This is a genomic window from Gemmiger sp. (genome assembly GCF_057431175.1).
The window spans coordinates 58,296-82,479 of the sequence record NZ_DBMDDV010000006.1 but is presented as its reverse complement, the minus strand read 5'-3'; the positions used below and the strand labels follow the sequence as shown (position 1 = coordinate 82,479).

17 protein-coding genes are annotated in these 24,184 nt (G+C 58.5%); 5 read left to right on the top strand and 12 right to left on the bottom strand.

The genetic code is table 11. The features are described from left to right. The first annotated feature begins 89 nt into the window (after positions 1-89). From ACZO0A_RS04100 to ACZO0A_RS04085, 4 genes are read left to right on the top strand one after another with little or no spacing between them, the layout of a single operon-like run. A complete protein-coding gene (locus ACZO0A_RS04100; RefSeq protein WP_294718245.1) occupies positions 90-1,643 on the top strand; it encodes a glycoside hydrolase family 28 protein in 1,554 nt (517 codons plus the stop codon). Between the two features lie 3 nt (positions 1,644-1,646). Next, on the top strand, positions 1,647-2,798 hold the full coding sequence (locus tag ACZO0A_RS04095) for a glycoside hydrolase family 88/105 protein (RefSeq protein ID WP_486846068.1): 1,152 nt from the start codon (positions 1,647-1,649) through the stop codon (positions 2,796-2,798). Between the two features lie 12 nt (positions 2,799-2,810). Next, a complete protein-coding gene (locus ACZO0A_RS04090) occupies positions 2,811-3,638 on the top strand; it encodes a sugar phosphate isomerase/epimerase family protein (protein WP_486846067.1) in 828 nt (275 codons plus the stop codon). Beyond that, on the top strand, positions 3,638-4,612 hold the full coding sequence (locus tag ACZO0A_RS04085) for a pectinesterase family protein (RefSeq protein WP_486846066.1): 975 nt from the start codon (positions 3,638-3,640) through the stop codon (positions 4,610-4,612). The genes ACZO0A_RS04090 and ACZO0A_RS04085 overlap by 1 nt, the downstream gene beginning before the upstream one ends. A gap of 192 nt (positions 4,613-4,804) precedes the next feature. Here ACZO0A_RS04085 and ACZO0A_RS04080 read toward each other — a convergent pair whose 3' ends face one another. The 8 genes from ACZO0A_RS04080 to rpsL all read right to left on the bottom strand — a co-directional run bounded on the left by ACZO0A_RS04080 (position 4,805) and on the right by rpsL (position 12,771). After that, positions 4,805-5,680, bottom strand: a complete 876-nt coding sequence (locus ACZO0A_RS04080) for a transporter substrate-binding domain-containing protein (protein ID WP_486846065.1) — start codon at positions 5,678-5,680, stop codon at positions 4,805-4,807. Positions 5,681-5,758: 78 nt separating this feature from the next. Continuing rightward, entirely contained in the window at positions 5,759-6,508 is a 750-nt protein-coding gene (locus tag ACZO0A_RS04075; RefSeq protein WP_302499709.1) for an amino acid ABC transporter ATP-binding protein, read from the bottom strand. Between the two features lie 6 nt (positions 6,509-6,514). Beyond that, positions 6,515-7,189 carry an amino acid ABC transporter permease gene (locus ACZO0A_RS04070; protein ID WP_337808100.1) on the bottom strand — a complete coding sequence of 225 codons (675 nt, stop codon included), beginning with the start codon at positions 7,187-7,189 and terminating at the stop codon, positions 6,515-6,517. Then, positions 7,170-7,829, bottom strand: a complete 660-nt coding sequence (locus ACZO0A_RS04065; protein WP_302377179.1) for an amino acid ABC transporter permease — start codon at positions 7,827-7,829, stop codon at positions 7,170-7,172. Before ACZO0A_RS04065 ends, ACZO0A_RS04070 begins: the two co-directional genes overlap by 20 nt. A 472-nt stretch (positions 7,830-8,301) precedes the next feature. Continuing rightward, positions 8,302-9,507: an elongation factor Tu gene (tuf, locus tag ACZO0A_RS04060; protein WP_147610548.1), complete on the bottom strand. Its 1,206-nt coding sequence runs from the start codon at positions 9,505-9,507 to the stop codon at positions 8,302-8,304. Positions 9,508-9,614: 107 nt separating this feature from the next. Beyond that, positions 9,615-11,741, bottom strand: a complete 2,127-nt coding sequence (gene fusA / locus ACZO0A_RS04055) for an elongation factor G (protein WP_302493023.1) — start codon at positions 11,739-11,741, stop codon at positions 9,615-9,617. 24 nt (positions 11,742-11,765) lie between these two features. After that, positions 11,766-12,236, bottom strand: coding sequence for a 30S ribosomal protein S7 (rpsG, locus tag ACZO0A_RS04050; protein WP_147610546.1), 471 nt, complete (start codon positions 12,234-12,236; stop codon positions 11,766-11,768). A 109-nt stretch (positions 12,237-12,345) separates the two neighbouring features. Beyond that, a complete protein-coding gene (rpsL, locus tag ACZO0A_RS04045) occupies positions 12,346-12,771 on the bottom strand; it encodes a 30S ribosomal protein S12 (protein WP_078784251.1) in 426 nt (141 codons plus the stop codon). A gap of 482 nt (positions 12,772-13,253) precedes the next feature. On the opposite strand from rpsL, the gene ACZO0A_RS04040 reads away from it, so the two are divergent. Beyond that, entirely contained in the window at positions 13,254-13,700 is a 447-nt protein-coding gene (locus tag ACZO0A_RS04040; RefSeq protein ID WP_302377696.1) for a hypothetical protein, read from the top strand. Between the two features lie 179 nt (positions 13,701-13,879). Here ACZO0A_RS04040 and pepF read toward each other — a convergent pair whose 3' ends face one another. The 4 genes from pepF to rpoB all read right to left on the bottom strand — a co-directional run bounded on the left by pepF (position 13,880) and on the right by rpoB (position 23,807). Beyond that, positions 13,880-15,682, bottom strand: coding sequence for an oligoendopeptidase F (pepF, locus tag ACZO0A_RS04035; protein ID WP_291211020.1), 1,803 nt, complete (start codon positions 15,680-15,682; stop codon positions 13,880-13,882). A 46-nt stretch (positions 15,683-15,728) separates the two neighbouring features. Next, positions 15,729-16,079 carry an arsenate reductase family protein gene (locus tag ACZO0A_RS04030; protein ID WP_215693388.1) on the bottom strand — a complete coding sequence of 117 codons (351 nt, stop codon included), beginning with the start codon at positions 16,077-16,079 and terminating at the stop codon, positions 15,729-15,731. A gap of 134 nt (positions 16,080-16,213) precedes the next feature. Beyond that, the gene (gene rpoC, locus ACZO0A_RS04025; RefSeq protein ID WP_302377697.1) at positions 16,214-19,936 is read right to left on the bottom strand and encodes a DNA-directed RNA polymerase subunit beta'; all 3,723 of its coding nucleotides are present in this window, start codon (positions 19,934-19,936) and stop codon (positions 16,214-16,216) included. Between the two features lie 46 nt (positions 19,937-19,982). Then, complete coding sequence (rpoB, locus tag ACZO0A_RS04020) at positions 19,983-23,807, bottom strand: DNA-directed RNA polymerase subunit beta (protein ID WP_215693384.1); 3,825 nt, start codon at positions 23,805-23,807, stop codon at positions 19,983-19,985. Positions 23,808-24,184 lie beyond the last annotated feature (377 nt).

Here is a 24,184-nt window from a genome sequence, read left to right as displayed (position 1 = left end):
TGGTTCTTGTTCTATTTACTAGAATAGCACAATTTTTGCTGTTTTTCAAACTATTTTTATACAAATTTTTATTATTTGGGGGTTTTCACATGAAAATCACGCTTGTACGTTCTATGGCGCGCAGTGCGGTATTTGAGTTGGTCAATTCCGGCTGCTACCGCGCACCGGCCCCTTACACGGTTGCCCTGGATGGTGATGCTGTCTATGATGGTGACACCAACGTTTTCTCGCTCTACTCCTTGGAGCCGGGCCGCAGCTACACGGTAGCCGTCACCCTCGACGGTGTGACTGATACGCTGGAATTTACCACCGCTGAGGAGAGCTTCTTTGTGGATGCCAGCCGCTGCGGCCTGGTGGCGGACGGCGTGACCGACAACACTGCCAAATTGCAGGCGGCGCTGTCCACCTGCCCAGTCGGCGGCACGGTCTATGTGCCCGCCGGTACTTACCGCACCCAGAGCCTGTTTTTGCAGAGCAACACAACGCTCTACCTCGAAAAAGGCTGCACGCTGCTGGGCGGCACCAAGCGCACCGACTATCCGATTTTGCCCGGTGTCCTCCCCTGCCACAACGAAAGGGACGAGCACTACCTGGCCCTGTGGGAGGGCAACCCCCTGGACAGCTTTGCGGGGCTTATCAATGTCATCAACGCCGAGAATGTGACCATCACCGGCGAGGGCACGATTGACGCCAACGCCCAGAACGGCGACTGGTACCAGAACCCGAAGAAGAAGAATATTGCCTACCGCCCCCGTCTGTTCTTTACAAACGGCGCCAAAAACGTGGTATTGCACGGTGTGCAGGTCTGCAACAGCTACTCTTGGACCATCCACCCGACCTACTCGGAGAATGTGGACATTCTGAACATCCGCATCCGCAACAGCTCCAGCAGCCCCAACACCGACGGCATCGACCCCGAGAGCTGCAAGAATGTCAATATCATCGGCAACCATATCCATGTGGGCGACGACTGCATTGCGCTGAAATCCAGCAAGCTGTTCTTAGGGATGAAGCGCCATATTCCCTGCGAGAATGTTGTCATCCGCAACTGCTGCCTGAGCCGCGGCCACGGCGGCCTGGTCATCGGCAGTGAGATGAGCGGCGGCGTCAAGAATGTCACCGTTACCCAGTGCCTGATGGATCACACTGACCGCGGCCTGCGCGTCAAGACCCGCCGTGGGCGCGGCAAGTATGCCGTCATTGACGGGCTGGTGTTCCGCGACGTCGTTATGGACGGCGTGCTGACGCCCTTTGTCATCAATATGTTCTATTTTTGCGACCCGGACGGCCGCAGCGACTATGTACAGACCCACGACCCGCTGCCGGTGGATGAGATGACCCCGACACTGGGCACGCTGGAAATGGAGAACATCACTGCCACCGATGCCCAGTACGCGGGCTGCTGGTTCAGCGGCCTGCCGGAGCAGCCCATCGGCGGCGTAAAGATGCGCAATGTGAAAATCAGCTTTGCGCCCGACGCCAAGGCGGGCCAGGCTGCCATGATGTGTGGTGCGGATGCCAGCTGCAAGGTGGGCATCCACGCCGAAAATGTGCGCAAGATCGAGCTGCACAACGTTGAAATCACCGGCTACGAGGGCGAGCGCCTGCAGTTCACCCACGTAGACAGCTATGAGGAGGACTAAGCCATGACCCACGAAGAAATCCTGTCCACCCTGGGCCATTATGTGGACTACCTGATTGCCGGTTCCACCGCCGAGGCCCCGCTGTGGAACATTGAAAAAGTGCGCAGCGGCAAGCCCAATAAGTGGAACTACATCGACGGCTGCATGATCACCGCCTGCCTGAGCCTGTACAAGACCACCGGTGACGAGAAGTTTTTGACCTTCTCCAAGAATTTTCTCGATTACTTCGTCAAGGATCACGGCGTCATTGAGACCTATGACCCTGAGGAATACAACCTGGACAATGTTAATCAGGGCAAAAACCTGTTTACCCTCTACGACCTGACCGGCGACCAGCGCTACCGCGACGCGATTGAAACGATACGCGGCCAGTTGGAGACCCAGCCCCGCACCAAGGAAGGCAACTTCTGGCACAAAAAAATCTACCCTAACCAGGTCTGGCTGGACGGCACCTACATGGCCCAGCCCTTCTACATGGAGTACGAGACCCGCTGCAACGGGATGCACGGCTGCATTGACAGCTACAAGCAGTTCATGAACATCCAGAAGCACATGAAGGACCCCAAGACCGGCCTGTACTACCACGGCTACGACGAGAGCCGCGAAATGTACTGGGCCGACCCCGTCACCGGCTGCAGCGCCAACTTCTGGCTGCGCGCCATGGGGTGGTTTCTGGTGGCGATGGTGGATGTGCTGGAACGCATGGACGAAATGCTGTACTACGAGTATCGCACCATCATGTCGATGCTGAAGGACGCCGTGGATGCGATGATCGCATTCCAGGACGCCGAGAGCGGTATGTTCTGGCAGGTCATTGACAAGGCCGGCGTCGAGGGCAACTACCTGGAGACCTCCGGCAGTGCGCTGTTTGCCTACGCGGTGCTCAAGGGCGTGCGGCTGGGCTACCTGCCTAAGCGCTATGCCGCCTACGGTGAGAAGGCCTTCTACGGCACCTGTGACCGCCACCTGGGCGTGGGCGCGGACGGTGCGCTGCAGTTGAGCGGGATCTGCCTGGTGGCAGGTCTTGGCGGTGCGACCCGCCGTGACGGCAGCCTGGCCTACTATTTCAGTGAGCCGATCGTGGAAAACGACGCCAAGGGCGTAGGCCCGCTGCTGCTGGCCTACACGGAGATCCTGGCCGCCCAAAAGCAGTAAGGAGGGGTTTGTATGCCGAAATTTATCGTGGGTGCCCGCCTGCATGACTACGGCAAGGGCACGCCCGACGAACTGTTTGCCAAGGTCTCTGCCGACGGGTTTGCCGCCGTACAGCTGGCCTACAAAAAGTGCGTGCCAACAGTCAAGAGCTATGCCGACGTGACCGACGCGCTGGTGGCCGACACTATTGCCGCCGAGAAAGCACACAGCATCCAGGTGGCCGTGCTGGGCACCTATGTGGAGCTTGCCATCAACGATGAGAGCCGCTTGCAGAACGCGGCAGATTTCAAGAGCCAGCTGGCCGTCTGCAAGGCGCTGGGGGCCGGGTGCAGTGGCACGGAGACGACCGCCATGTCCAAGCAGCCCGCCGGTACGACCCGCGAGGAAGCCCAGGAACTGCTTTGCCGCAGCCTGGCTGAGATTCTGCCCACGGCGGAGGAACTGGGCGTCACGGTGGGCATTGAGCCTGTGACGCTGCACAGCATGAACTCTCCCGCCGCCACGCGGCACATTCTGGACACGATGCGCAGCCCGAACCTGAAAGTCATCTTTGACATGAGCAACCTTGTCAACGCCGAGAACGTGCACGATCAGGCACGCATCTGGAACGACATGGGTGAGTTGCTGGGCGAGGAAATCGTCGCCGTACACTTCAAAGGCCAGGCGTTTGACGCCGAGGGCGGCCTGCTGCACACGAGCCTGGAAGAAAGCCGCACCGACTACGCCGGGGCCTTCGCCATGCTGCGCCAACTGCCCCAGGCCACCCTGCCGGTGCTGCGCGAAGAGGCCGTACCCGCCCGCGCGGCTAGCGACATTGCATTTATGAAAGGATTCTTTTGATGACTGACATTCAGAGAAAAACACTGGTAGTGGACGAGGGCGGCACCGGCGATTACCGCACGCTGACCGACGCCGTGGCCGCCTGTGCCGATACGCCCAATGAGCCGGTACGGTTCTACATCAAGCACGGCATTTATGAGGAACGGCCCTTTATTGAACTGGCCGACTATATCATCGAGGGCGAATACCGCAATGCGACCGTACTCACAGCCTCTGTGGGCGGCCGTGATCCCTGGCCGGGCGAGAGCAAGACCGGGACCTTCCGCAGTGAAACGCTGTTTCTGGGCGGCGGCAGGGCCGTTGTGCGCAACCTGACCGTGCAGAACAACGCCGGGGATGGTGCAAAGGCAGGGCAGGCGCTGGCTGTCTACGCCGACGCCAGCCGCGTGCTGATGGAGGACGTGAACCTTTACGGCAACCAGGATACATTGTTCACTGCTCCCCTGCCCCTGAAAGAGCGGGAGGAGCACGGCTTCCGCGGCCCGCGGGAAAACGCGCCCCGGCTGGACACCGTGCAGTATTACAAGAACTGCACGATCCGTGGCAACATCGACTTTATCTTCGGCGGCGCGAACGCGGTGTTTGACCGCTGCCGCATTGAGCCGTGGCACCACGCCACCGGCACCTGCTACATCACAGCCCCCAGCACACCCGCTGGCAAGCCCGGCTACCTGTTTGTGAACTGTACCGTACAGGGCAGCGCCGCGCCCGGCAGCGTCTATCTGGGCCGTCCCTGGCGGGCTGACGCGGCCTGCTACTGGCTGGACTGCGTGTTGAGCGACGAAGTCTGCACCGACGGCTGGGACAACTGGCGTGACCCCGAGAACGAAAAGACCGCCCGCTTCGGCGAGTATGGCTCCACCGGCCCCGGCAGCGCCGCCCAGCGTGCCTTTGGCAGCGTGGACAACGGCACCGAGGCCAACGCCCAGCGGGAGATGCTGGCCCGCGTAAGGGCTGAATTTGGGGTAGAATAGCCTGTATAGAAAAAGCGGCAGACCGTGCATAGTCTGCCGCTTTTCTTTATGCCTTCCCCCTTGGGGGAAGGTGGCCCCGCAGGGCCGGATGAGGGGCGAGCTTGCGGCTGCATCCCATTCAAAGGTTGCCTGACAAGCCTGCCCCTCATCAGTCCGCTTCGCGGACAGCTTCTCCCAAGGGAGAAGCCTTATTTAGTTGGCGCTCGTCACGCCGCCCTCGACGACAAGGCTGTTCTCGTAGTCGGTGCCATAGGTGTCAACAAGGGTCGCCTCATAGTCCTTGTGGAAGAAGTTTTCCTCGCCCAGGGCCTTGATCTCGTCGTTGATGGCGTTCAGCAGCGTCTCGTTGCCTTTGCTGACGGCCGGGGCGATGGTATCCTGGCTGCCCAGAGAGGGGATGCCGACGGTGTAGCCGGGGTTCTGCTTTGCGAAGGCGATGACCTCGGTGTTATCGTTGGCCCAGGCCACGCCGCCGTTCTCCAGGGCGCTCTTGGCGGTGGCGTAGGAATCGTACTTCTGCAGCGGGATGTCGGGGTAGTTCTGGGTCAGATAGGTCTCGGCGGTAGTGCCGGAAATGACGATCATCTGCTCATCGGCATTCCAGTTGTCCAGCGTGGTGACGACGCTGGAATCCGGGGAGACAACGCCCAGCGCGACATTCATGTAGGGCAGCGCAAAATCCACTTCCTCGGCACGCTCCGGCGTGACGGTGAAGTTTGCCATGATGACGTCCACCTTGCCTGTCTGCAGGTACTCAATGCGGTTGGCGGCCTCTGTGGAGACGTAGTTGACCTTGACGCCGAGATCCTCGGCCAGGCGGTTGCCGAAATAGATGTCGTAGCCCTGATACTCGCCGTTCTCGTCAACGTAACCGAACGGGTTCTTGTCGGAGAAAACGCCGATGTTAATGGTGCCGCCGGCCTTGATCTCGTCCAGCGTGCGGTAGACAACGCCGTCAGCGGATGCGGTGGAGGCTGCATCGGTGCTGGCGCTGCTGCCGCAGGCGGCCAGGGACAGGCTGAGGGTCGCGGCCAATGCCGCAGCGGTCACTTTGGTAAACTTTTTCATGATGGTACACTCCTTTTAACCTTTATATACTTTCCTCTATGTGCGGCGGGGTGAGAGTACCCCGCTCTACAACGATTTTCACTTCACGCTGTCAAACGTGAAGGTCCGCAAGAACTTCTGGGCGCGCTCGGTCTTGGGGTGGTCGAAAAACTCCTCCGGCGTGCCTTCCTCTACAATTTTGCCGCCGTCCAGGAAGATGACCCGGTCGGCAATCGCGCGGGCAAACTGCATTTCGTGGGTGACAATGATCATCGTGCGGCCCTGCTTCGCAAGATCCAACATGACGTCTAGCACCTCGCGAACCATCTCGGGGTCCAGGGCGGCCGTGACCTCGTCGAACAGCAAAATCTCGGGGTGCATAGCCAGCGCACGGACAATGGCGACGCGCTGCTTCTGGCCGCCGGACAGCTCACGCGGGTAGCTCCTGGCCTTGCCCAGCAGACCTACGCGGTCCAGCAGGTTCTCGGCCTCCTGCTGCACCTCGGCTTTCGGGCGCTTGGCCACCTTTTGGGGGGCCAGCATCACGTTGTCCAGCACAGTCAGGTGCGGGAACAGTTCATAGCTTTGGAACACCATGCCAATACGCTGCCGCAGGCTGGTAAGTCCCTTGCCGCCGTAGGCAACCGTCTCGTTGCCCAGCCGCACGCGGCCGCTCTGGGTAGGTTCCAGGGCGTTGATGCACCGCAGCAGCGTACTTTTTCCGCAGCCGCTGGGGCCGACGACCACAATGACTTCACCGGGGCGGACAGCCAGGCTGACATCGTCCAGCACGGTATTTTCACCATAGCCCTTGACAAGATGCTCCACAGTCAAAATTGGTTCTGCCATGGTTTTTTACCTCCACTTTTTCTCTAAGTACGATGCCAGCAGGCTGATGGGCCAGCAGGCCAGGAAATACAGCAGGAACACCACCAGGTAGATGCCAAACGCAGCGTTCGGGCTGGACATACGGTTGGCTTCAATAATCTGCTGCGCGACCTTCAACACCTCGACGACACCGATCATCAGCACCAGGCTGGTGGTTTTGATCATGCGGGTGATGAGGTTGATGCTCAGTGGGATCAGGCGGCGCACCGTCTGCGGGATGATGATGTACAGGTAGGTCTGACCCTTCGTCAGGCCCAGCGCCTCGCTGCTCTCGTATTGGTGCTTGGGAATGGAGATCAGCGCCCCGCGCACGAGGTCGCTCATCTCCGCTGTGCCCCACAGCACAAAAACGATGATGGACGCTGTCTCGCCCGAGAGATCCCACCCCCAGGCACGGGTGGTTCCAAAGAACACAAGGAACAGCAGCACCATCTGCGGCATGATGCGGATGATTTCCAGATACACGCGGAGAATAGCTTTGACGATGGGATTCTTGCCGCTCATCAGCACGCCCAGCAGGATGCCCAGCGGGATGCTGATGACGACGGAAATCAGGCTGATGCGCAGGGCCACCCACAGGCCACCCAGCAGGCGGGCCGCGTTTTTGCCCTTGAGCAGTACGTTAAGCCCCAAATCCGGCATAGCGCAGCCTCCTTTCCAGCCAACTGCCCAGCAGAGACACCGGCAGCAGAATCAGCAGGTAAAAGACCACCAGCAGGAACAGGCACTCGGTGGTTTTGTAGTACAGGCCGATGAGGTCTTTCGCGGTGAACATCAGGTCCATCAGGCTGATGGCGCTGAACACGCTGGTCTCCTTCAGCAGGAAAATGACGTTGGCGACGAACGCCGGCACACTGATGGACATAGCCTGCGGCAGGATGATGTAGCGCATCGTCTGCGCGTGGTCCATGCCCAGACTCATGGCGCTCTCGGTCTGAATCGGCTCGATGGATTCCAACCCGCTGCGGAACGCCTCCGCCATGTAGCTGCCGCCCAGGAACGCCAGACCCACAATACCGCAGATTTCGGCGTTGGTCTTGATGCCGATTTTCGGCAGGCCATAATAGATGAAAAACAGCTGCACCAGCAACGGCGTATTGCGGCTGAGCTCGATGTAGGCCCCCACGATGCGGCGCAGCACAGGCACCTTGTAATACTGGACCAGCGCACAGACCAGCCCGACGACTATTGCGATCACGATGCCTGCCAGGCCAAGGCGCAGGGTCAGCCACGCGGCCTTTTTGTACAGTGGCAGGTATTGTGCGATCACATTCCAATCCACGAAAGTCTCCCCTTCCCTATCGGGTCATGAACAAATTTGGGTACAAAAAAATCCGGGCTTTCGTAACGAAAGTTCCCGGACGAAGGTCAAGTTCAACACATAGGGGTGCTGGTGCGCCCCATAGACCATGCCCGGTGACAGTACATACGACAACAACACATAGCAGACATGGCAGCGTTCCCCTTTCTGGTTTTTGGTTTGCCTTTGTTCAAACCCGATGCCTGTATAATATACCTATTTACCCAGAATGTCAATAGGTTTATAGGATTTATTTGACTTTTTCCGCAAAAAAATCCCTCTGCGTTTGTGGATGGTGCACAAACGCAGAGGGATGTGTTCTATTGCAGGGAGGGAGCTTGTCCCCTCTGCGGGGCGTCGAGGACGCCGCCCCCTACAAACATCGGTTTCCAATACAAAAAAGGGCGCTGCCCTTACGGACAGCGCCCTTAGTATTGCTTTTCAGAGCAAGAAATTACTTCTCGATCTTGGAAACAACGCCGGAACCAACGGTGTGGCCGCCCTCGCGGATAGCGAAACGCAGGCCCTCTTCCATGGCGACGGGGGTGATCAGCTCAACGTGCATATCGACGTTGTCGCCGGGCATGCACATCTCAGTGCCCTCGGGCAGGGTGATGATGCCGGTAACGTCGGTGGTGCGGAAGTAGAACTGAGGACGATAGTTGTTGAAGAACGGGGTGTGACGGCCGCCCTCTTCCTTCTTCAGGACGTAAACGTGGCCGTCGAAGGTGGTGTGGGGGTGAACAGAACCGGGCTGGCACAGGCACTGGCCACGCTCGATCTGGTCGCGGTCAACACCACGCAGCAGGGCGCCGATGTTGTCGCCAGCCTGAGCGAACTCCAGGCTCTTGCGGAACATCTCCAGGCCGGTGATGGTGGTGGTCATCTTCTCTTCCTTGATACCGACGATTTCCATCTGGTCGCCGACGTGGGCAGTACCACGCTCGACACGACCGGTGGCGACGGTGCCACGGCCAGAAATGGTCATGACGTCCTCAACGGGCATCAGGAAGGGCTTGTCAGCAGCACGGTCAGGAGTGGGGATGTAGCTGTCAACAGCGTCCATCAGCTCCCAAATGCACTTGTACTCGGGGGCGTTAGGATCGGTGCTGGTGGACTCCAGAGCCTTCAGAGCAGAACCACGGATGATGGGGGTGTTGTCGCCATCGAAGTCGTACTCGTTCAGCAGCTCACGGATCTCCATCTCGACCAGATCCAGCAGCTCCTCGTCGTCGACCATGTCGCACTTGTTCATGAAGACAACGATCTTGGGCACGCCGACCTGACGGGCGAGCAGGATGTGCTCACGGGTCTGGGGCATGGGACCATCGGTAGCAGCGACAACCAGGATAGCACCGTCCATCTGAGCAGCACCGGTGATCATGTTCTTGATGTAGTCAGCATGGCCCGGGCAGTCAACGTGGGCGTAGTGACGCTTCTCGGTGTGGTACTCAACGTGAGCGGTGTTGATCGTGATACCACGAGCCTTCTCCTCGGGAGCCTTGTCGATGCTGGAGTAATCCATGAAGTCGGCGTCGCCCTTCAGAGCCAGAGTCTTGGTGATGGCAGCGGTCAGGGTAGTCTTACCATGGTCAACGTGACCAATGGTACCAATGTTGACGTGCTCCAAAGAGCGGTCAAATTTTTCCTTTTCAGCCATTGGAAGTGTCCTCCTTTAATTAAAACATATTGGTAGTCTTGCGTAAGACTATCATACAAAATTTAAAGAGAAATTGCAAGTATAATTTATGAAGTATGACTTAAAAATTACACTTTGTGAGCGCGCTCGGCCATGATCTTGTCGGCAACGCTCTTGGGAACCTGCTGATACTCATCAGGCTCCATGGAGTACTGGCCACGGCCCTGGGTCTTGGAACGCAGGTCGGTGGCGTAGCCGAACATCTCGGACAGAGGAACCATAGCAGTCACGCGGGCGGTACCGTCCTGAGACTCCTGGTTGGTGATCTGGCCGCGGCGGCTGTTCAGGTCGCCGATAACGTTGCCCATGTACTCATCAGGCACGATAACGTTGACCTTCATGATGGGCTCCATGATGACGGGATCGCACTTCTTCATAGCATCCTTGAATGCCATAGAACCGGCGATGGAGAACGCCATTTCAGAGGAGTCGACCTCATGATAAGAACCATCCCACAGGGTAACCTTGACATCAACGACGGGATAGCCAGCGAGAACGCCGGACTTCATCGCGCCCTGGATACCATTGTCAACAGCGGGGATATATTCCTTCGGGATAGCGCCGCCAACGACACCGTTGACGAACTCGTAACCCTTGCCGGGGTTGGGCTCCAGCTTGATCTTAACGTGACCATACTGGCCCTTACCACCAGACTGGCGGGCGTACTTGGTCTCCTGGTTGGCTTCCTTGCGAATGGTCTCGCGATAGGCAACCTGGGGAGCACCAACGTTGGCCTCGACCTTGAACTCGCGGAGCAGACGGTCGACGATGATCTCCAGATGGAGCTCGCCCATGCCGGCGATGATGGTCTGACCGGTCTCTTCATCGGTCCAGGTGCGGAAGGTCGGATCCTCTTCAGCGAGCTTTGCCAGCGCAATGCCCATCTTCTCAGAGCCAGCCTTGGTCTTGGGCTCGATGGCAACGCGGATAACGGGCTCCGGGAAGTTCATGGACTCCAGAATGATGGGGTGCTTCTCGTCGCACAGCGTGTCACCGGTGGTGGTATTCTTCAGACCGACAGCAGCCGCAATATCGCCCGCGTAAACGGTGTCGATGTCCTTACGGTTGTTGGCGTGCATCTGCAGGATACGGCCGATACGCTCGTTGTTATCCTTGACAGAGTTGTAGACGGTGGTGCCTGCGTCCAGCGTACCGGAGTACACACGGAAGAAGCAGAGCTTACCGACATACGGGTCAGTCATGATCTTGAAGGCCAGAGCTGCGAACGGCTGGTCGTCGGAGGAGACACGATCCTCCTCCTCGCCGGTCTCGGGGTTGGTGCCCTTGATGGCTGCAACGTCGGTAGGAGCCGGCATGTAGTCAACAATGGCATCCAGCAGCTTCTGAACGCCGCGGTTCTTGTAGGAGGAGCCGCAGACAACAGGCACGATCTCGTTGGAGATGGTAGCCTTACGCAGAGCGGCCTTGATTTCTTCCTTGGTCAGCTCTTCGCCTTCCAGGTACTTCATCATCAGCTCTTCGTCGGTCTCAGCAACAGCCTCGATCAGCTTGTCATGGTACTCCTGGGCCTTCTCCTGCATATCCTCAGGGATAGGCTCAACGCGGACGTCATTGCCCATGTCATCATAGTAGATGTCAGCCTGCATATCGATCAGGTCGATAATACCCTTGAAGGTATCTTCCTGGCCAACGGGCAGCTGGATGGGCACACCGTTTGCGTGCAGACGATCATGGAGCATCTGAACGCAGCGGTAGAAATCGGCACCCATGGTATCCATCTTGTTGACGTAAACCATGCGGGGAACCTTGTACTCGTCAGCCTGACGCCAAACGGTCTCAGACTGCGGCTCAACACCGCCCTTAGCGGCCAAAACGGTAACAGAACCGTCCAGAACGCGCAGGGAACGCTGAACCTCAACGGTGAAGTCAACGTGGCCCGGGGTGTCGATGATGTTGATACGATGGCGGTTCTTCTTGAAGAGAGCCGGATCGTGCTGGGTCTCGGTATGGCTCCAATAGCAGGTAGTAGCAGCGGAGGTGATGGTGATACCACGCTCCTGCTCCTGTTCCATCCAGTCCATCGTAGCAGCGCCGTCATGAACTTCACCGATCTTATGGTTGATACCGGTGTAGTACAGGATACGCTCGGTGGTGGTGGTCTTACCTGCGTCGATGTGGGCCATGATACCGATATTACGGGTCATTGCAAGAGATACATCTCTCGGCGTAGCCATGGCTTAAACCTCCTCGACAGCGAATCAATAACGATAGTGGGCAAAAGCCTTGTTGGCCTCGGCCATCTTGTGCGTATCCTCGCGCTTCTTGACAGAACCGCCGACACCGTTGGTGGCGTCGATGATCTCAGCAGCCAGACGAGCAGACATGGTCTTCTCGCCACGGGCGCGGCTGTAAGCAGTCAGCCAGCGCAGACCGAGGGTCTCGCGGCGAGCGGGGCTGACCTCCAGGGGGACCTGGTAGTTAGCGCCGCCGACACGGCGGGTCTTGCACTCGAGGTTAGGCATGATGTTCTCCATAGCCTTCTCGAACATCTCGAGCGGGTCGTTGCCGGTCTTTTCCTTCACGATGTTGAATGCATCGTAAACGATCTCCTGAGCAACACCTTTCTTGCCATCCAGCATGATGTAGTTGACCAGGCGGGTGACAACCTTGGAATTGTAAATAGGATCGGCCAGAACTTCGCGTTTCGCGACATTACCTCTTCTGGGCATCTTTCTTCCCTCCTTCACATAAATGATATCATCGGTACTCGAAAGTTAAGAAACTCCCGTTGTGCCACAAAAAAGGCGTTGGCCTATTTTATGGCGAAAAGATGTTTCCTTACTTCTTGGCACCGGCCTTGGGGCGCTTAGCACCGTATTTGCTGCGGGCCTGGTTACGGTTCGCAACACCCTGGGTATCCAGCGTACCACGGATGATGTGGTAACGGACACCGGGCAGATCCTTGACACGACCGCCGCGGATCAGAACAACGCTGTGCTCCTGCAGGTTATGGCCGATACCGGGAATGTAAGAGGTGACCTCGATACCATTCGTGAGGCGGACACGGGCAACTTTACGCAGAGCAGAGTTAGGCTTTTTTGGGGTCATGGTACGCACAGCAGTGCAGACACCACGCTTCTGCGGGCTGTTCAGGTTGGTGTACTCCTTTTTCTGGGAGTTATAGCTCTTCAGAAGGGCAGGTGCAGTGCTCTTTTTGACCAGGACCTCACGGCCTTTGCGCACGAGCTGGTTAAAAGTAGGCATTTCTTTTCTCCTTTCTTCACTTATTCACGCGCTTTTTTGCGGTTTGTACTGCCGAATGGCCGCACTATACCCCGCAACTCACGCAATGATTATATTACAGCATTCCGACCGGATTGTCAAGAGTATTGCCAAAAAAATCTTGAAAAAATCGTGCAATACGGAGAATTTTTCGTTTCTGAAGCAAAATGTGCAATTCTTGCCCTGGTCTGCCCGATCGGGGCACGTTTCGGAAAGTCTGTGCATAGAATAAGGGCAGCCGCGCTCCCCTTGCGCCGTGCCGGGCGCACCATATCTTGTATGTTTTGTCCATGCCGCAGAGACAAATATACATTATGCACAAAATGCAGCGTTCAGATTTATGATTTTGACGAGTCGATTTCTGTTGCATCCTGTTCCCCGTTTTGTTATAATGAGGGTACAGACAAGTCCGGGGCGTCCCCGGGCGACACTTATCTGCCACATATTTTGAGGAGGTATCGATTATGAAAAAATTCCTTGCTGTTTTGATTTCCCTGTGCATGGTATCGCTGCTCGCTGTGCCTGTTTTTGCAGATGCCAACAGTGACTACATTGCCGCCGTGAAGGCTTATCAGGCCCAGATCGCCGCCAAAGAAGCCGCTTACACGGCTGCGGTCGATGCCTACGCCAAGAATGCAAAGGCAAAGGCTGACGCCGACAGCGCCGCGATTTTGAAGGCCGCCAAGGCTGCCCAGGCGAAAGCCGATGCTGAGTGCCTTGCCGTTATCGCCGCAGGAAAAGCCACACAGACTCAGGCTGACGCCAGAGTAGCCGCCGTAATTGCCGCCGGCAAGGCCGCGCAGGCTTCCGCCGATCAGCGTGAGGCTGCCTACGCCAAAGCCGTAAAGGCATATCAGGATCAGATTGCAGCTCGTGAGGCCGCCTACATCAAGGCAGTTCTGGGCAAGTAACATCGCATACCTATTATTAAAGAGGAGCGCCCGCGGAGGGCGCTCCTCTTTTTGGTGTATTGCGTCTGTAGGGGCCGGGCATGCCCGGCCCGCTCATGTAAGGTGAACAGGCGCCTGCCGGAGGGTTGCGGGCCGCACATGTGCGGCCCCTACATCTCTACCCGGTTGCAGGGACAGGCTTACTGCAGCTTTGCCAGCGTGGCCTCCGCATCATCCAGGATGCGCTCAAACTTCTCGAGGGCCGCGTCCACGGGGGCCGGGGTGGCAAGGTCAACACCGGCGTGGCGCAGCTCGTCCAGCGGGTAGGCGCTTCCGCCCATGGACAGGAACTCCTTGTAGCGCTTGACGGCGGGCTCGCCCTCTTTCAGGATGCCCTCGGACAGAGCCACGGCGGTGGAGTAGCCAGTTGCGTACTTGTAGACGTAGAACGGGCGGTAGAAGTGCGGGATGCGCGCCCACTCGTACTGGATCTCGTCGTCGATGACCATGTCGTCGCCGAAGTAGTCAGTGACAAGGCGCTTGTACAGGGCGTTCAGGGCGGCGGCGTTCAGGGCCTCACCGCGCTCCACCATAGCGTGGGCCTCGCGCTCGAACTCGGCAAACATCGTCTGGCGGTAGACGGTGCCCTTGAAGTTCTCGAGGTACTGGTTCAGCAGGTACAGGCGGGTCTGGGGGTCGTTCTCGTTCTGGAGCAGCTGCTCAATGAGCAGGTTCTCGTTGACGGTGGACGCGACCTCAGCGACGAACAGCGTATAGTCCGCGTACTGCGGCGGCTGGTGCTGGCGGGATCGCCAGCTGTGGATGGTGTGGCCCATCTCGTGCGCCAGGGTGGAGACGCTGTCCAGCGTGCCGCTGAAATTCAGCAGGATATAGGGGTTGGAGTCATAGCAGCCGCCGGAGTAGGCACCGCCGCGCTTGCCGCGGTTGGGGTAAACGTCGATCCAACGCTCAGCGTATGCCTTGCGGACAGTTTCCTGGTAGTCTTCGCCCAGGGGGGCAACGGCTTTCAGCACCATTTCCTGCGCGGTCTCGTAGGTGTAGGATTTTTTCAGGTCGCCGACCAGCGGGGCGTAGACGTCGTAGAAATGCAGCTCATCAACGCCCAACATCTTTTTGCGCAGGCGGACATAGCGGTGCATGGCGGGCATATGCTTGCGGACGGTCGCAATGAGGTTGTCATAGACCTCGGCGGGCACGTTCTCCCCTGCCATAGCCATGGCGCGGGAGGACGGATAATTGCGGGCAGCAGCCTCGGCGGTGGCAGCCTTGATGGCACCGCTGTACATGGCCGCGAAGGTGTTGATGTGCTCGCGGTAGCTCTTGTAGTAGCTGTGGAAAGCGTTCTCGCGCAGAACACGGTCGGTACCCATTTCCAGAGGCACAAAGTTGGAGCCGGTGACCTCGACAGTCTCTCCTGCGCCGTTCTTGACGGCATCAAATAGCAGGTCGGCATCCTCCAAATTGTGGTAGGCCTCGGAGGGCGCGGACATGACCTCGCCAAAGCTGGCCAGCAGCTTTTCCTCAGCCTTGGTCAGGGTGTGGGGCTTGCTGCGCAGCAGATCCTCGAGGTTGAACTTGTAGTCGGCGACGGCGGGGTCGTTGACGATGGCGGTCAGCGTCTCCTCAGGCAGGGACAGGATTTCGGGCTGGGCGAAGGACAGGGCGGCAGCCATCTTGACGTACTTGCTGCCGACGCGGGCATACATACTCTGGGCCTTGTCGTCGCGGGTGTCCTCGTCGTGGCGCTGGGAGGCATAGCAGTACAGGCGCTCGACCTTGCGGCCCACCTCGGTGGAGGCATCGAGGTACGCACCGATGGTAACGGCATCGTTCAGTTTGCCAGCAAAGGCGGACAGACTCTCAATATCCGCGTCGAGGCTGGCGAGGGTGGCTTCCCAGGCGTCGTCGTTCTCAAACATCGGGGTCAGGTCCCACTGGAACTGCGTGTCGAGTTCGCTGCGGTCTTTTAAAATTTCAGCCATGGTTTTCTCCTTATTAATATGGTTTTGCAGAACAGAGGATATGCGTTTACAAAAGCGCCTTCTCCCATTCGGCGGGTTTGAAGCCGGGCAGGACGAAATCGTCCGCCACCAGCAGGGGGCGCTTGACGAGCATACCGTCCGATGCCAGCAGGGCGATCTGCTCGTCCTCGGTCATGGTGGGCAGCTTGTCTTTCAGACCCAGATTTTTGTAGACAAGGCCGCTGGTGTTGAAGAACCGCTTGATGGGCAGGCCGCTTTGGGCAATCCAGGCACGCAGCTCGTCGGCGGTAGGATTATCCGCCTTGATATGGCGGGCGGTGTAGGCAATGCCGTGGTCGTCCAGCCATTTTTTGGCCTTTTGGCAGGTAGAACACGGCGGGTATTGCAGGAACAGCATGGTGTCACTTCCCTTTGCATGGTCTGGTTAATTTATTATAACCGTTTTACAAGTGTGTGTCAATCGTGGACGGATGGGCATCACCAAAAATGCCCCACCGCGGGTTAGCGGTGGGGCATTTTACTTTTTATGGATTAGTGGTCGTAGGCGGCTTCGGCAGCGTCACGGGCGATCTCTGCCTGGACCAGCTCCTCCTCGACCTCCGGCAGACCGGTACCGGCGGGAATGAGCTTACCGATAATGACGTTCTCCTTCAGGCCGGCCAGCGGGTCGACCTTGCCCTTGATGGCAGCCTCGGTCAGGACACGGGTGGTCTCCTGGAAGGAAGCGGCGGACAGGAAGGAGTCGGTAGCCAGGCTGGACTTAGTGATGCCCAGCAGCACCTGGCTGGCCTGAACCAGCTTGAGGTCGGTCTGGCCTGCGTCGATGCGTTTCTGAATTTCCTCGTTCACGATCATCACATCGCGGCGGTTAACAACGCCACCGTTCAGGAAGCGGGTCGTGCTCAGGCAATCCAGCAGCTTGGCAGCCTCGAGGCCTGCGTTGACGGCGGTCTCGGTAGCGCCCTCGATCTGGCCGTTCTTCTTGAGGGTATCCAGCTCGGCGATGATCTGATCAGCAGAGCCGACATCCTCCAGGCGAACCTTGCGCATCATCTGGCGGACGATGACTTCGATATGCTTATCGTTGATGTCAACACCCTGCAGACGGTAAACCTTCTGAACCTCGCTGATGAGGTAGTTTTGGGTAGCGATGGGGCCCTGGACGGCCAGGATATCCTGCGGATACGCATGGCCTTCGGTCAGCAGAGCACCCTTGGCGACCTCGTCGCCCTCCATGACCTTCAGGCGCTGGCCGAAGGGAATCAGGTAGCTCTTAGTGACAGGGGCGCCGTTCTCGTCCACGCCGGTAATCTCGGCATGGCGGCTCTTTTTGGTGTCGTCGATGTGGACAGTACCACCAATCTCGGTCATGATAGCCATGGCCTTGGGACGGCGGCTCTCGAACAATTCCTCAACGCGGGGAAGACCCTGGGTGATATCTTCGGCAGATGCGATACCGCCGGTATGGAAGGTACGCATGGTCAGCTGGGTACCGGGCTCGCCGATGGACTCAGCAGCGATGATACCGACAGACTCACCGACCTTGACGCACTGGCCGTTGGACATATTGGAGCCGTAGCAGCGGGCGCAGACGCCGACATGCGCACGGCAGGTCATGACGGAGCGAATCTCCAGCTCGGTGATGCCGGCGTTGACGATCTTTTCAGCGTCGAACATATCCATCATCTTGTCCTTGCTGACGAGCAGCTCGCCAGTGGCAGGATCATGGACATCATGCAGGGAGTAACGGCCGTTCAAGCGCTCCTTGAAGCTCTCAACGACGGAGTTGCCCTCGCTGATCTCGCGGACCCAGATGCCCTCGGTTGCGTGGCAGTCCTCCTCACGGATGATAACTTCCTGGGAGACATCGACCAGACGGCGGGTCAGGTAACCAGAGTCAGCGGTACGCAGAGCGGTATCAGCCAAGCCCTTACGAGCGCCTCGAGAAGAGATGAAGTATTCCAGGATATTCAGGCCTTCACGATAGTTGGCGCGGATAGGCATTTCCAGCGTCTTACCGGCCGTGTTCGCCAGCAGACCGCGCATACCGGCCAGCTGCTTGATCTGGTCCATAGAACCACGGGCACCGGAATCGGACATCATATAGATGGGGTTGCGCTGGTGGTTCTTCTTCAGGTTGTCGCTCAGAGCCTCGGAGACTTCCTCCGTGGCAGCCTGCCAGATCTCGACCGTCTTGCGGTAGCGCTCCTCGTCGGAGATCAGGCCGCGGTTGAAGTTCTTCATGACCTTCTCGATCTTCTTGTCAGCGGCAGCCAGAATCTCCGGCTTTTCCTCGGGCATGATAGCATCGGGAACGGCGACGGTGATAGCGGACAGGGTGGAGTATTTGTAGCCCTGGGCCTTGATCTGATCCAGCATCATGGCGCAGGTCTTGGTGCCATGCTTGGTCAGGCAGCGGCTGATGATGTCGGGCAAGCCCTTCTTCGTCAGCTTGTCGCTCTTGCCGCCGGAAGCGATCTTCAGCGTGCGGGGGTTCATCTCGTAGTCGAACTTCGTAGCCGGGTCGGTACGATCGACATAGCCCAGATCCTGCGGGATCGGGTTGTTGAAGATGATCTGGCCCATCGTGGTATCGACCAGACCGGTCTCCTCCACGCCGTCAAAGGTCATGGTGCGGCGCACCTTGATGGGTGCCTGCAGGGTGATCAGACCCTCGGAGTAGGCCATCATGGCCTCGGCTTCATCGCGGAAGACCTTGCCGTGGCCCTTATCCTCGGGGTTGACGAGGGTCAGGTAGTAGCTGCCCAGGATCATATCCTGCGTGGGCACGGTGACGGGCTCGCCGTCAGAAGGCTTCAGCAGGTTGCCGGAGGCCAGCATCAGCATCTTGGCTTCGCGCTGGGCCTCGGTGGACAGCGGCAGATGGACAGCCATCTGGTCGCCGTCAAAGTCGGCGTTGAAGGGAGTGCAGACCAGGGGGTGCAGCTTGATGGCACGGCCCTCGACCAGGACAGGCTCAAAGGCCTGGATGCCCAGACGGTGCAGCGTAGGTGCACGGTTCAGCAGGACCGGGTGGCCCTTGATGACGGTCTCGAGGGAGTCCCAGACCTCAGGGCGGGCGCGCTCGACCATCTTGCGGGCGGACTTGATGTTGTTGGCCTTCTCCTTCTCGACCAGGTCCTTCATGACGAAGGGCTTGAACAGCTCGAGGGCCATCTCCTTAGGCAGACCGCACTGGTACATCTTCAGCTCGGGGCCAACGACGATAACGGAACGGCCAGAGTAGTCAACACGCTTGCCCAGCAGGTTCTGGCGGAAGCGGCCCTGCTTGCCTTTCAGCATATCGGACAGGGACTTCAGAGCACGGTTGTTGGCACCGGTGACCGGGCGGCCGCGGCGGCCGTTGTCGATCAGGGCGTCCACAGCCTCCTGCAGCATACGCTTCTCGTTGCGGACAATGATGTCAGGCGCACCGAGTTCCAGCAGGCGCTTCAGGCGGTTGTTGCGGTTGATGACGCGGCGGTACAGATCGTTCAGGTCGGAGGTCGCAAAACGGCCGCCGTCCAGCTGCAGCAGGGGGCGCAGATCCGGCGGGATGACCGGGATGACCGTCATGATCATCCACTCGGGGCGCTGGTTGCTCTCGAGAAAGCTCTCAACGCACTCCAAGCGCTTCAGCAGACGGACGCGCTTCTGGCCGTTGGCATGCTCCAACTCTTCGCGCAGCTCTTTGCTCAGTTTGTCGAGGTCGATCTCAGCCAACAGCTTCTGGATGGCTTCAGCACCCATGCCGGCTTCAAACGTATCCTCGTACTTTTCGCGCATTTCCTTGTACTCGCGCTCGGTCAGCAGCTGCTTTTTCTCCAGCGGCGTGAAACCGGGGTCGGTGACAATGTAGTTGGCGAAATACAGCACCTTGTCCAGCTGGCGGGGGCTGATGTCCAGCATCAGGCCGATGCGGCTGGGAATACCCTTGAAGTACCAGATGTGGGAAACCGGTGCAGCCAGCTCAATGTGGCCCATGCGCTCACGGCGAACCTTGGCGCGGGTGACTTCAACGCCGCACTTGTCGCAGATCTTGCCCTTATAACGGATGCGCTTGTACTTGCCGCAGTGGCACTCCCAGTCCTTGGTAGGTCCAAAAATGCGCTCGCAGTACAGGCCGTCGCGCTCCGGCTTCAGGGTGCGGTAGTTGATGGTTTCGGGCTTGGTGACCTCGCCGTAGCTCCAGGCACGGATCTGGTCCGGGGAGGCAAGGCCGATCTTAATAGAATCGAATTCTTTATTTTCCATTCAGCGAACCCTCTCAAATTCAATATGACACACGATACACTCTCAATCAGTCGTCGAAGGAATCAGACTCGATCGCAGCGAGGTCGTCAGCCGTGGGGCCTGCATCCTCGTCCAGATCATCGTCAAAGCCTTCGTCGGCATCCTTGACGCTGTAATCGTCCTGCAGCTCACTCTCGACCATGACGTTATCGCCCAGGTCGTAGTCATTGTTCTCAAAGCTGCTGTCATCATCGTCAAACTCTTGACGCATATCGACGGCGTTGCCTTCCTTATCCTGCACAACGATATCCAGGCCCAGGCTCTGCAGCTCTTTGAGCATAACGCGGAAGCTCTCGGGGATACCGGGGCGCGGGATCGGCTCGCCCTTGACGATGGCCTCGTAGGTCTTGACACGGCCCACGACGTCGTCGGACTTGATGGTCAGGATCTCCTGCAGGGTGTAAGCGGCGCCGTAGGCTTCCAGCGCCCAGACTTCCATCTCGCCGAAGCGCTGGCCGCCGAACTGTGCCTTGCCGCCCAGAGGCTGCTGGGTGACCATGGAGTAGGGGCCGGTAGAACGTGCGTGAATCTTATCGTCAACCAGGTGATGCAGCTTGAGGTAGTACATATAGCCTACCGTGACCTTGTTGGGGAACTGCTCGCCGGTACGGCCGTCGTAAACGGTGGTCTTGCCGTCGTCGGTCAGGTCGATCTTGGAGAAGTCAATGACGTGGCCCTTCTCGCCCATCAAGCGGTCGAGGTGGGTCGGGTACTCGGGGGCATTCTCACCATGCCACTTTTCGCGGGCCTCGGCGAAGCAGTCACGCAGGTCGGACTCGTGTGCGCCGTCGAAAACGGGGGTCTGGACCTTCCAGCCCAGCGCCTTGGCGACATAGCCCAGGTTGACTTCCAGCACCTGACCGATGTTCATACGGGAAGGAACGCCCAGGGGGTTCAGCACGATGTCCAACGGGGTGCCGTCGGGCAGGAAGGGCATATCCTCCTGCGGCAGGATGCGGGAAACAACGCCCTTGTTGCCGTGACGGCCGGCCATCTTATCGCCGACGCTGATCTTACGCTTCTGGGCGATGTAGCAGCGCACGCACATACGCACGCCGGGCTGCAGCTCGTCGCTGTTCTCGGGGGTAAAGACCTTGACGTCAACAACGATGCCGTAGGCGCCGTGGGGCACGCGCAGGGAGGTGTCACGGACTTCGCGGGCCTTCTCACCGAAGATGGCGCGCAGCAGGCGTTCCTCGGCGGTCAGCTCGGTCTCGCCCTTCGGGGTGACCTTGCCGACGAGGATGTCGCCGGTCTTGACCTCAGCACCGATGCGGATGATGCCGCGGTCGTCCAGATCTTTCAGAGCGTCGTCGCCGACGTTCGGGATATCGCGGGTGATTTCCTCAGGTCCGAGCTTGGTATCGCGGGCCTCGGTCTCGTACTCTTCGATATGGATGGAGGTGTAGACATCCTCGCGGACAAGCTTCTCGTTCAGCAGAACGGCGTCCTCGTAGTTATAGCCTTCCCAGGTCATGAAGCCGACCAGGGCGTTCTTGCCCAGACTGATCTCGCCGTTGCGGGTCGCGGGGCCGTCCGCCAGCACGTCGCCGGCCTTGACGGTCTCGCCCACGTTGACGATGGGGCGTTGGTTGTTGCAGTTGCCCTGGTTGGAGCGCATGAACTTGATGAGTTCGTAGGTATCGGCAGAACCGTCTGCGCAGCGGACAACGACCTTTTCAGCATCCACATACTCAACCGTGCCGTCGTGGGCGGCCAGGACGCAGACACCGGAGTCGGTGGCAGCCTTGTACTCCATGCCGGTGGCGACCAGCGGCTGCTGGGTGACCATCAGAGGCACGGCCTGGCGCTGCATGTTGGAGCCCATCAGAGCACGGTTACAGTCATCATTCTCCAGGAACGGAATGCAGGCCGTAGCGACGGAAACCATCATGCGGGGAGAAACATCCATAAAGTCGACCTGAGAGGCCTCAAACTCCTGGATGTCGTTGCGGTGACGGCCGGAAACGCGGGTACGGACGAAGTGGTTGTTCTCGTCCAGCGGCTCGTTGGCCTGGGCGACGATGTACTCGTCCTCCTCGTCGGCGGTCATATAGATAACTTCATCGGTGACGGTGCCGGTAGCCTTGTCCACCTTGCGGTAGGGGGCCTCGACAAAGCCGTACTTGTTGATCTTGGCGTAGGTAGCCAAGTAGGAAATCAGACCGATGTTCGGGCCTTCAGGCGTCTCGATGGGGCACAGACGGCCATAGTGGGTGTAATGAACGTCGCGGACCTCGAAGCCTGCGCGGTCACGGGACAGACCGCCGGGGCCCAGAGCGGACAGACGACGCTTGTGGGTCAACTCGGCCAGGGGGTTGTTCTGGTCCATGAACTGGGACAGCGGGCTGGAACCGATGAACTCCTTGATAGCGGCGACGACCGGGCGGATGTTGACCAGGCTCTGCGGGGTGATTTCGCCGTTCTCCTGGTTCTGCAGGGTCATGCGCTCACGGATGACGCGTTCCATGCGGGAGAAGCCGATGCGGAACTGGTTCTGCAGCAGCTCACCGACGCTGCGGACGCGGCGGTTGCCCAGGTGGTCGATCTCATCGGTGGTGCCGATGCCGTGATCCAGGCCCAGCAGGTAATTGACAGATGCGAAGATGTCATCGACGGTGACGGTGCGGCTGATCAGAACATCGTGGTTCTGGCGCAGCAGCTCCTTCTGCTCCTCCACGTCAGAGGTGGTGTCGAGGATCTTGCGGATCTCGGCGAAGTTGGCACGCTCGTTGACACCGGCCTCGGCCTCAACGTCAAAGCTGAAGAAATTCTGGGCGTTGACGCAACCGTTGGAAATGACGATGAACGGACGCGGCTCCTCGCCCTTCTTCTCGACCAGGATGACAACGCGGGTGACACCGGCGTTGTCGATTTCCTCAGCCTTGGCCATGTTGATCTTCTCGCCCTTGGCGGCCAGCAGCTCGCCGGTCAGGGGGGCGATGATATCCTCAGCAGCCTTGTAGCCGGCAATGCGGCGGGTCAGGCTGAGCTTGTTGTTCATCTTGTAGCGGCCGAAACGAGCCAGGTCGTAGCGGCGCGGGTCGAAGAACAGGTTGTTCAGATGGGCGCGGGAGTTCTCGACCGTCGGGGGCTCACCGGGGCGCAGCTTGCGGTAAACCTCCAGCAGGCCTTCCTCGGTGTTGTGGGTGATGTCCTTCTCGAGAGAGGCGTTGATCTTCGGCTCAGAGTCGCCGAAGAACTGCTTGATCTGCTCATCGGTGGACAGGCCCAGGGCACGCAGCAGCGTGGTGACAGGCAGCTTGCGGTTCTTATCGATGCGGACATAGTACACATCGGAGGAATCCGTCTCATACTCCAGCCATGCGCCGCGGTTGGGGTTCATGGTGGCGGTAAACAGGTCCTTGCCGGTACGGTCCTTGCTGGAGCCATAGAAAACACCGGGGGAACGGACCAGCTGAGAGACGATCGCACGCTCTGCACCGTTGGAAATAAAGGTGCCGGCATCGGTCATGAGCGGGAAGTCGCCCATGAAAATCTCCTGCTCCTTCACCTCACCGGTCTGCTTGTTGAACAGACGGGCAGTGACGTACAGGGGTGCCGCATACGTGGCATCCCGCTCTTTACATTCTTTAATAGAATATTTGGGGTTCTTGTCCAGCCGATAATCAACGAACTCCAGCACCAGGTTGCCGGTGTAGTCCTCGATCGCGGCAATGTCGTGGAAAACCTCGTGCAGGCCTTCCTCCAGGAACCAGTTGTAAGAGTTTTTCTGGATCTCGATCAGATTGGGCATACCAATCACTTCGTTGATGCGGGAAAAGCTCATGCGGGTCGTTCTGCCGTTTTGTACGGGCTTGACCTTTACCATAAAACGCGACCACTCCTATTCCATAGATTGACAAAGTTGGCGAAAGCGACCCGAAAGCATACTGTGAAAATGCGGCATATTCGTCGTTTTTCACAAACTTTTCGATTTTGCAGATTTCGCAAAACCCCTTTAGGGCGCTCTATTCCATTTTTGTGATACTGTATTAGTATACAGGGTAAAAGGCTTGCTGTCAAGGTTTTTTCGGCTTTTTTATGAAGTTTTTTCTTCGTGTCGAACGCCCGGGCCAGTGTAACAAAATTTCAGCAATTTGCTGATTTTGCACCGTTTCCCCGCACTTGACAAATCCGGCGCAGCGGTTATACCTGCCCGTTTCGGCAGTTTTCACAAGGTTAGGTGTGATATTTTAAACAGGTTTA

What these genes read in the sequence shown, in the direction of transcription:
- ACZO0A_RS04100 (WP_294718245.1), top strand. Translation starts at nt 90, where the DNA reads ATGAAAATCACGCTTGTACGTTCTATGGCGCGCAGTGCGGTATTTGAG.
- ACZO0A_RS04095 (WP_486846068.1), top strand. Translation starts at nt 1,647, where the DNA reads ATGACCCACGAAGAAATCCTGTCCACCCTGGGCCATTATGTGGACTAC.
- ACZO0A_RS04090 (WP_486846067.1), top strand. Translation starts at nt 2,811, where the DNA reads ATGCCGAAATTTATCGTGGGTGCCCGCCTGCATGACTACGGCAAGGGC.
- ACZO0A_RS04085 (WP_486846066.1), top strand. Translation starts at nt 3,638, where the DNA reads ATGACTGACATTCAGAGAAAAACACTGGTAGTGGACGAGGGCGGCACC.
- ACZO0A_RS04080 (WP_486846065.1), bottom strand. Translation starts at nt 5,680, where the DNA reads ATGAAAAAGTTTACCAAAGTGACCGCTGCGGCATTGGCCGCGACCCTC.
- ACZO0A_RS04075 (WP_302499709.1), bottom strand. Translation starts at nt 6,508, where the DNA reads ATGGCAGAACCAATTTTGACTGTGGAGCATCTTGTCAAGGGCTATGGT.
- ACZO0A_RS04070 (WP_337808100.1), bottom strand. Translation starts at nt 7,189, where the DNA reads ATGCCGGATTTGGGGCTTAACGTACTGCTCAAGGGCAAAAACGCGGCC.
- tuf (WP_147610548.1), bottom strand. Translation starts at nt 9,507, where the DNA reads ATGGCTGAAAAGGAAAAATTTGACCGCTCTTTGGAGCACGTCAACATT.
- fusA (WP_302493023.1), bottom strand. Translation starts at nt 11,741, where the DNA reads ATGGCTACGCCGAGAGATGTATCTCTTGCAATGACCCGTAATATCGGT.
- rpsG (WP_147610546.1), bottom strand. Translation starts at nt 12,236, where the DNA reads ATGCCCAGAAGAGGTAATGTCGCGAAACGCGAAGTTCTGGCCGATCCT.
- rpsL (WP_078784251.1), bottom strand. Translation starts at nt 12,771, where the DNA reads ATGCCTACTTTTAACCAGCTCGTGCGCAAAGGCCGTGAGGTCCTGGTC.
- ACZO0A_RS04040 (WP_302377696.1), top strand. Translation starts at nt 13,254, where the DNA reads ATGAAAAAATTCCTTGCTGTTTTGATTTCCCTGTGCATGGTATCGCTG.
- pepF (WP_291211020.1), bottom strand. Translation starts at nt 15,682, where the DNA reads ATGGCTGAAATTTTAAAAGACCGCAGCGAACTCGACACGCAGTTCCAG.
- ACZO0A_RS04030 (WP_215693388.1), bottom strand. Translation starts at nt 16,079, where the DNA reads ATGCTGTTCCTGCAATACCCGCCGTGTTCTACCTGCCAAAAGGCCAAA.
- rpoC (WP_302377697.1), bottom strand. Translation starts at nt 19,936, where the DNA reads ATGGAAAATAAAGAATTCGATTCTATTAAGATCGGCCTTGCCTCCCCG.
- rpoB (WP_215693384.1), bottom strand. Translation starts at nt 23,807, where the DNA reads ATGGTAAAGGTCAAGCCCGTACAAAACGGCAGAACGACCCGCATGAGC.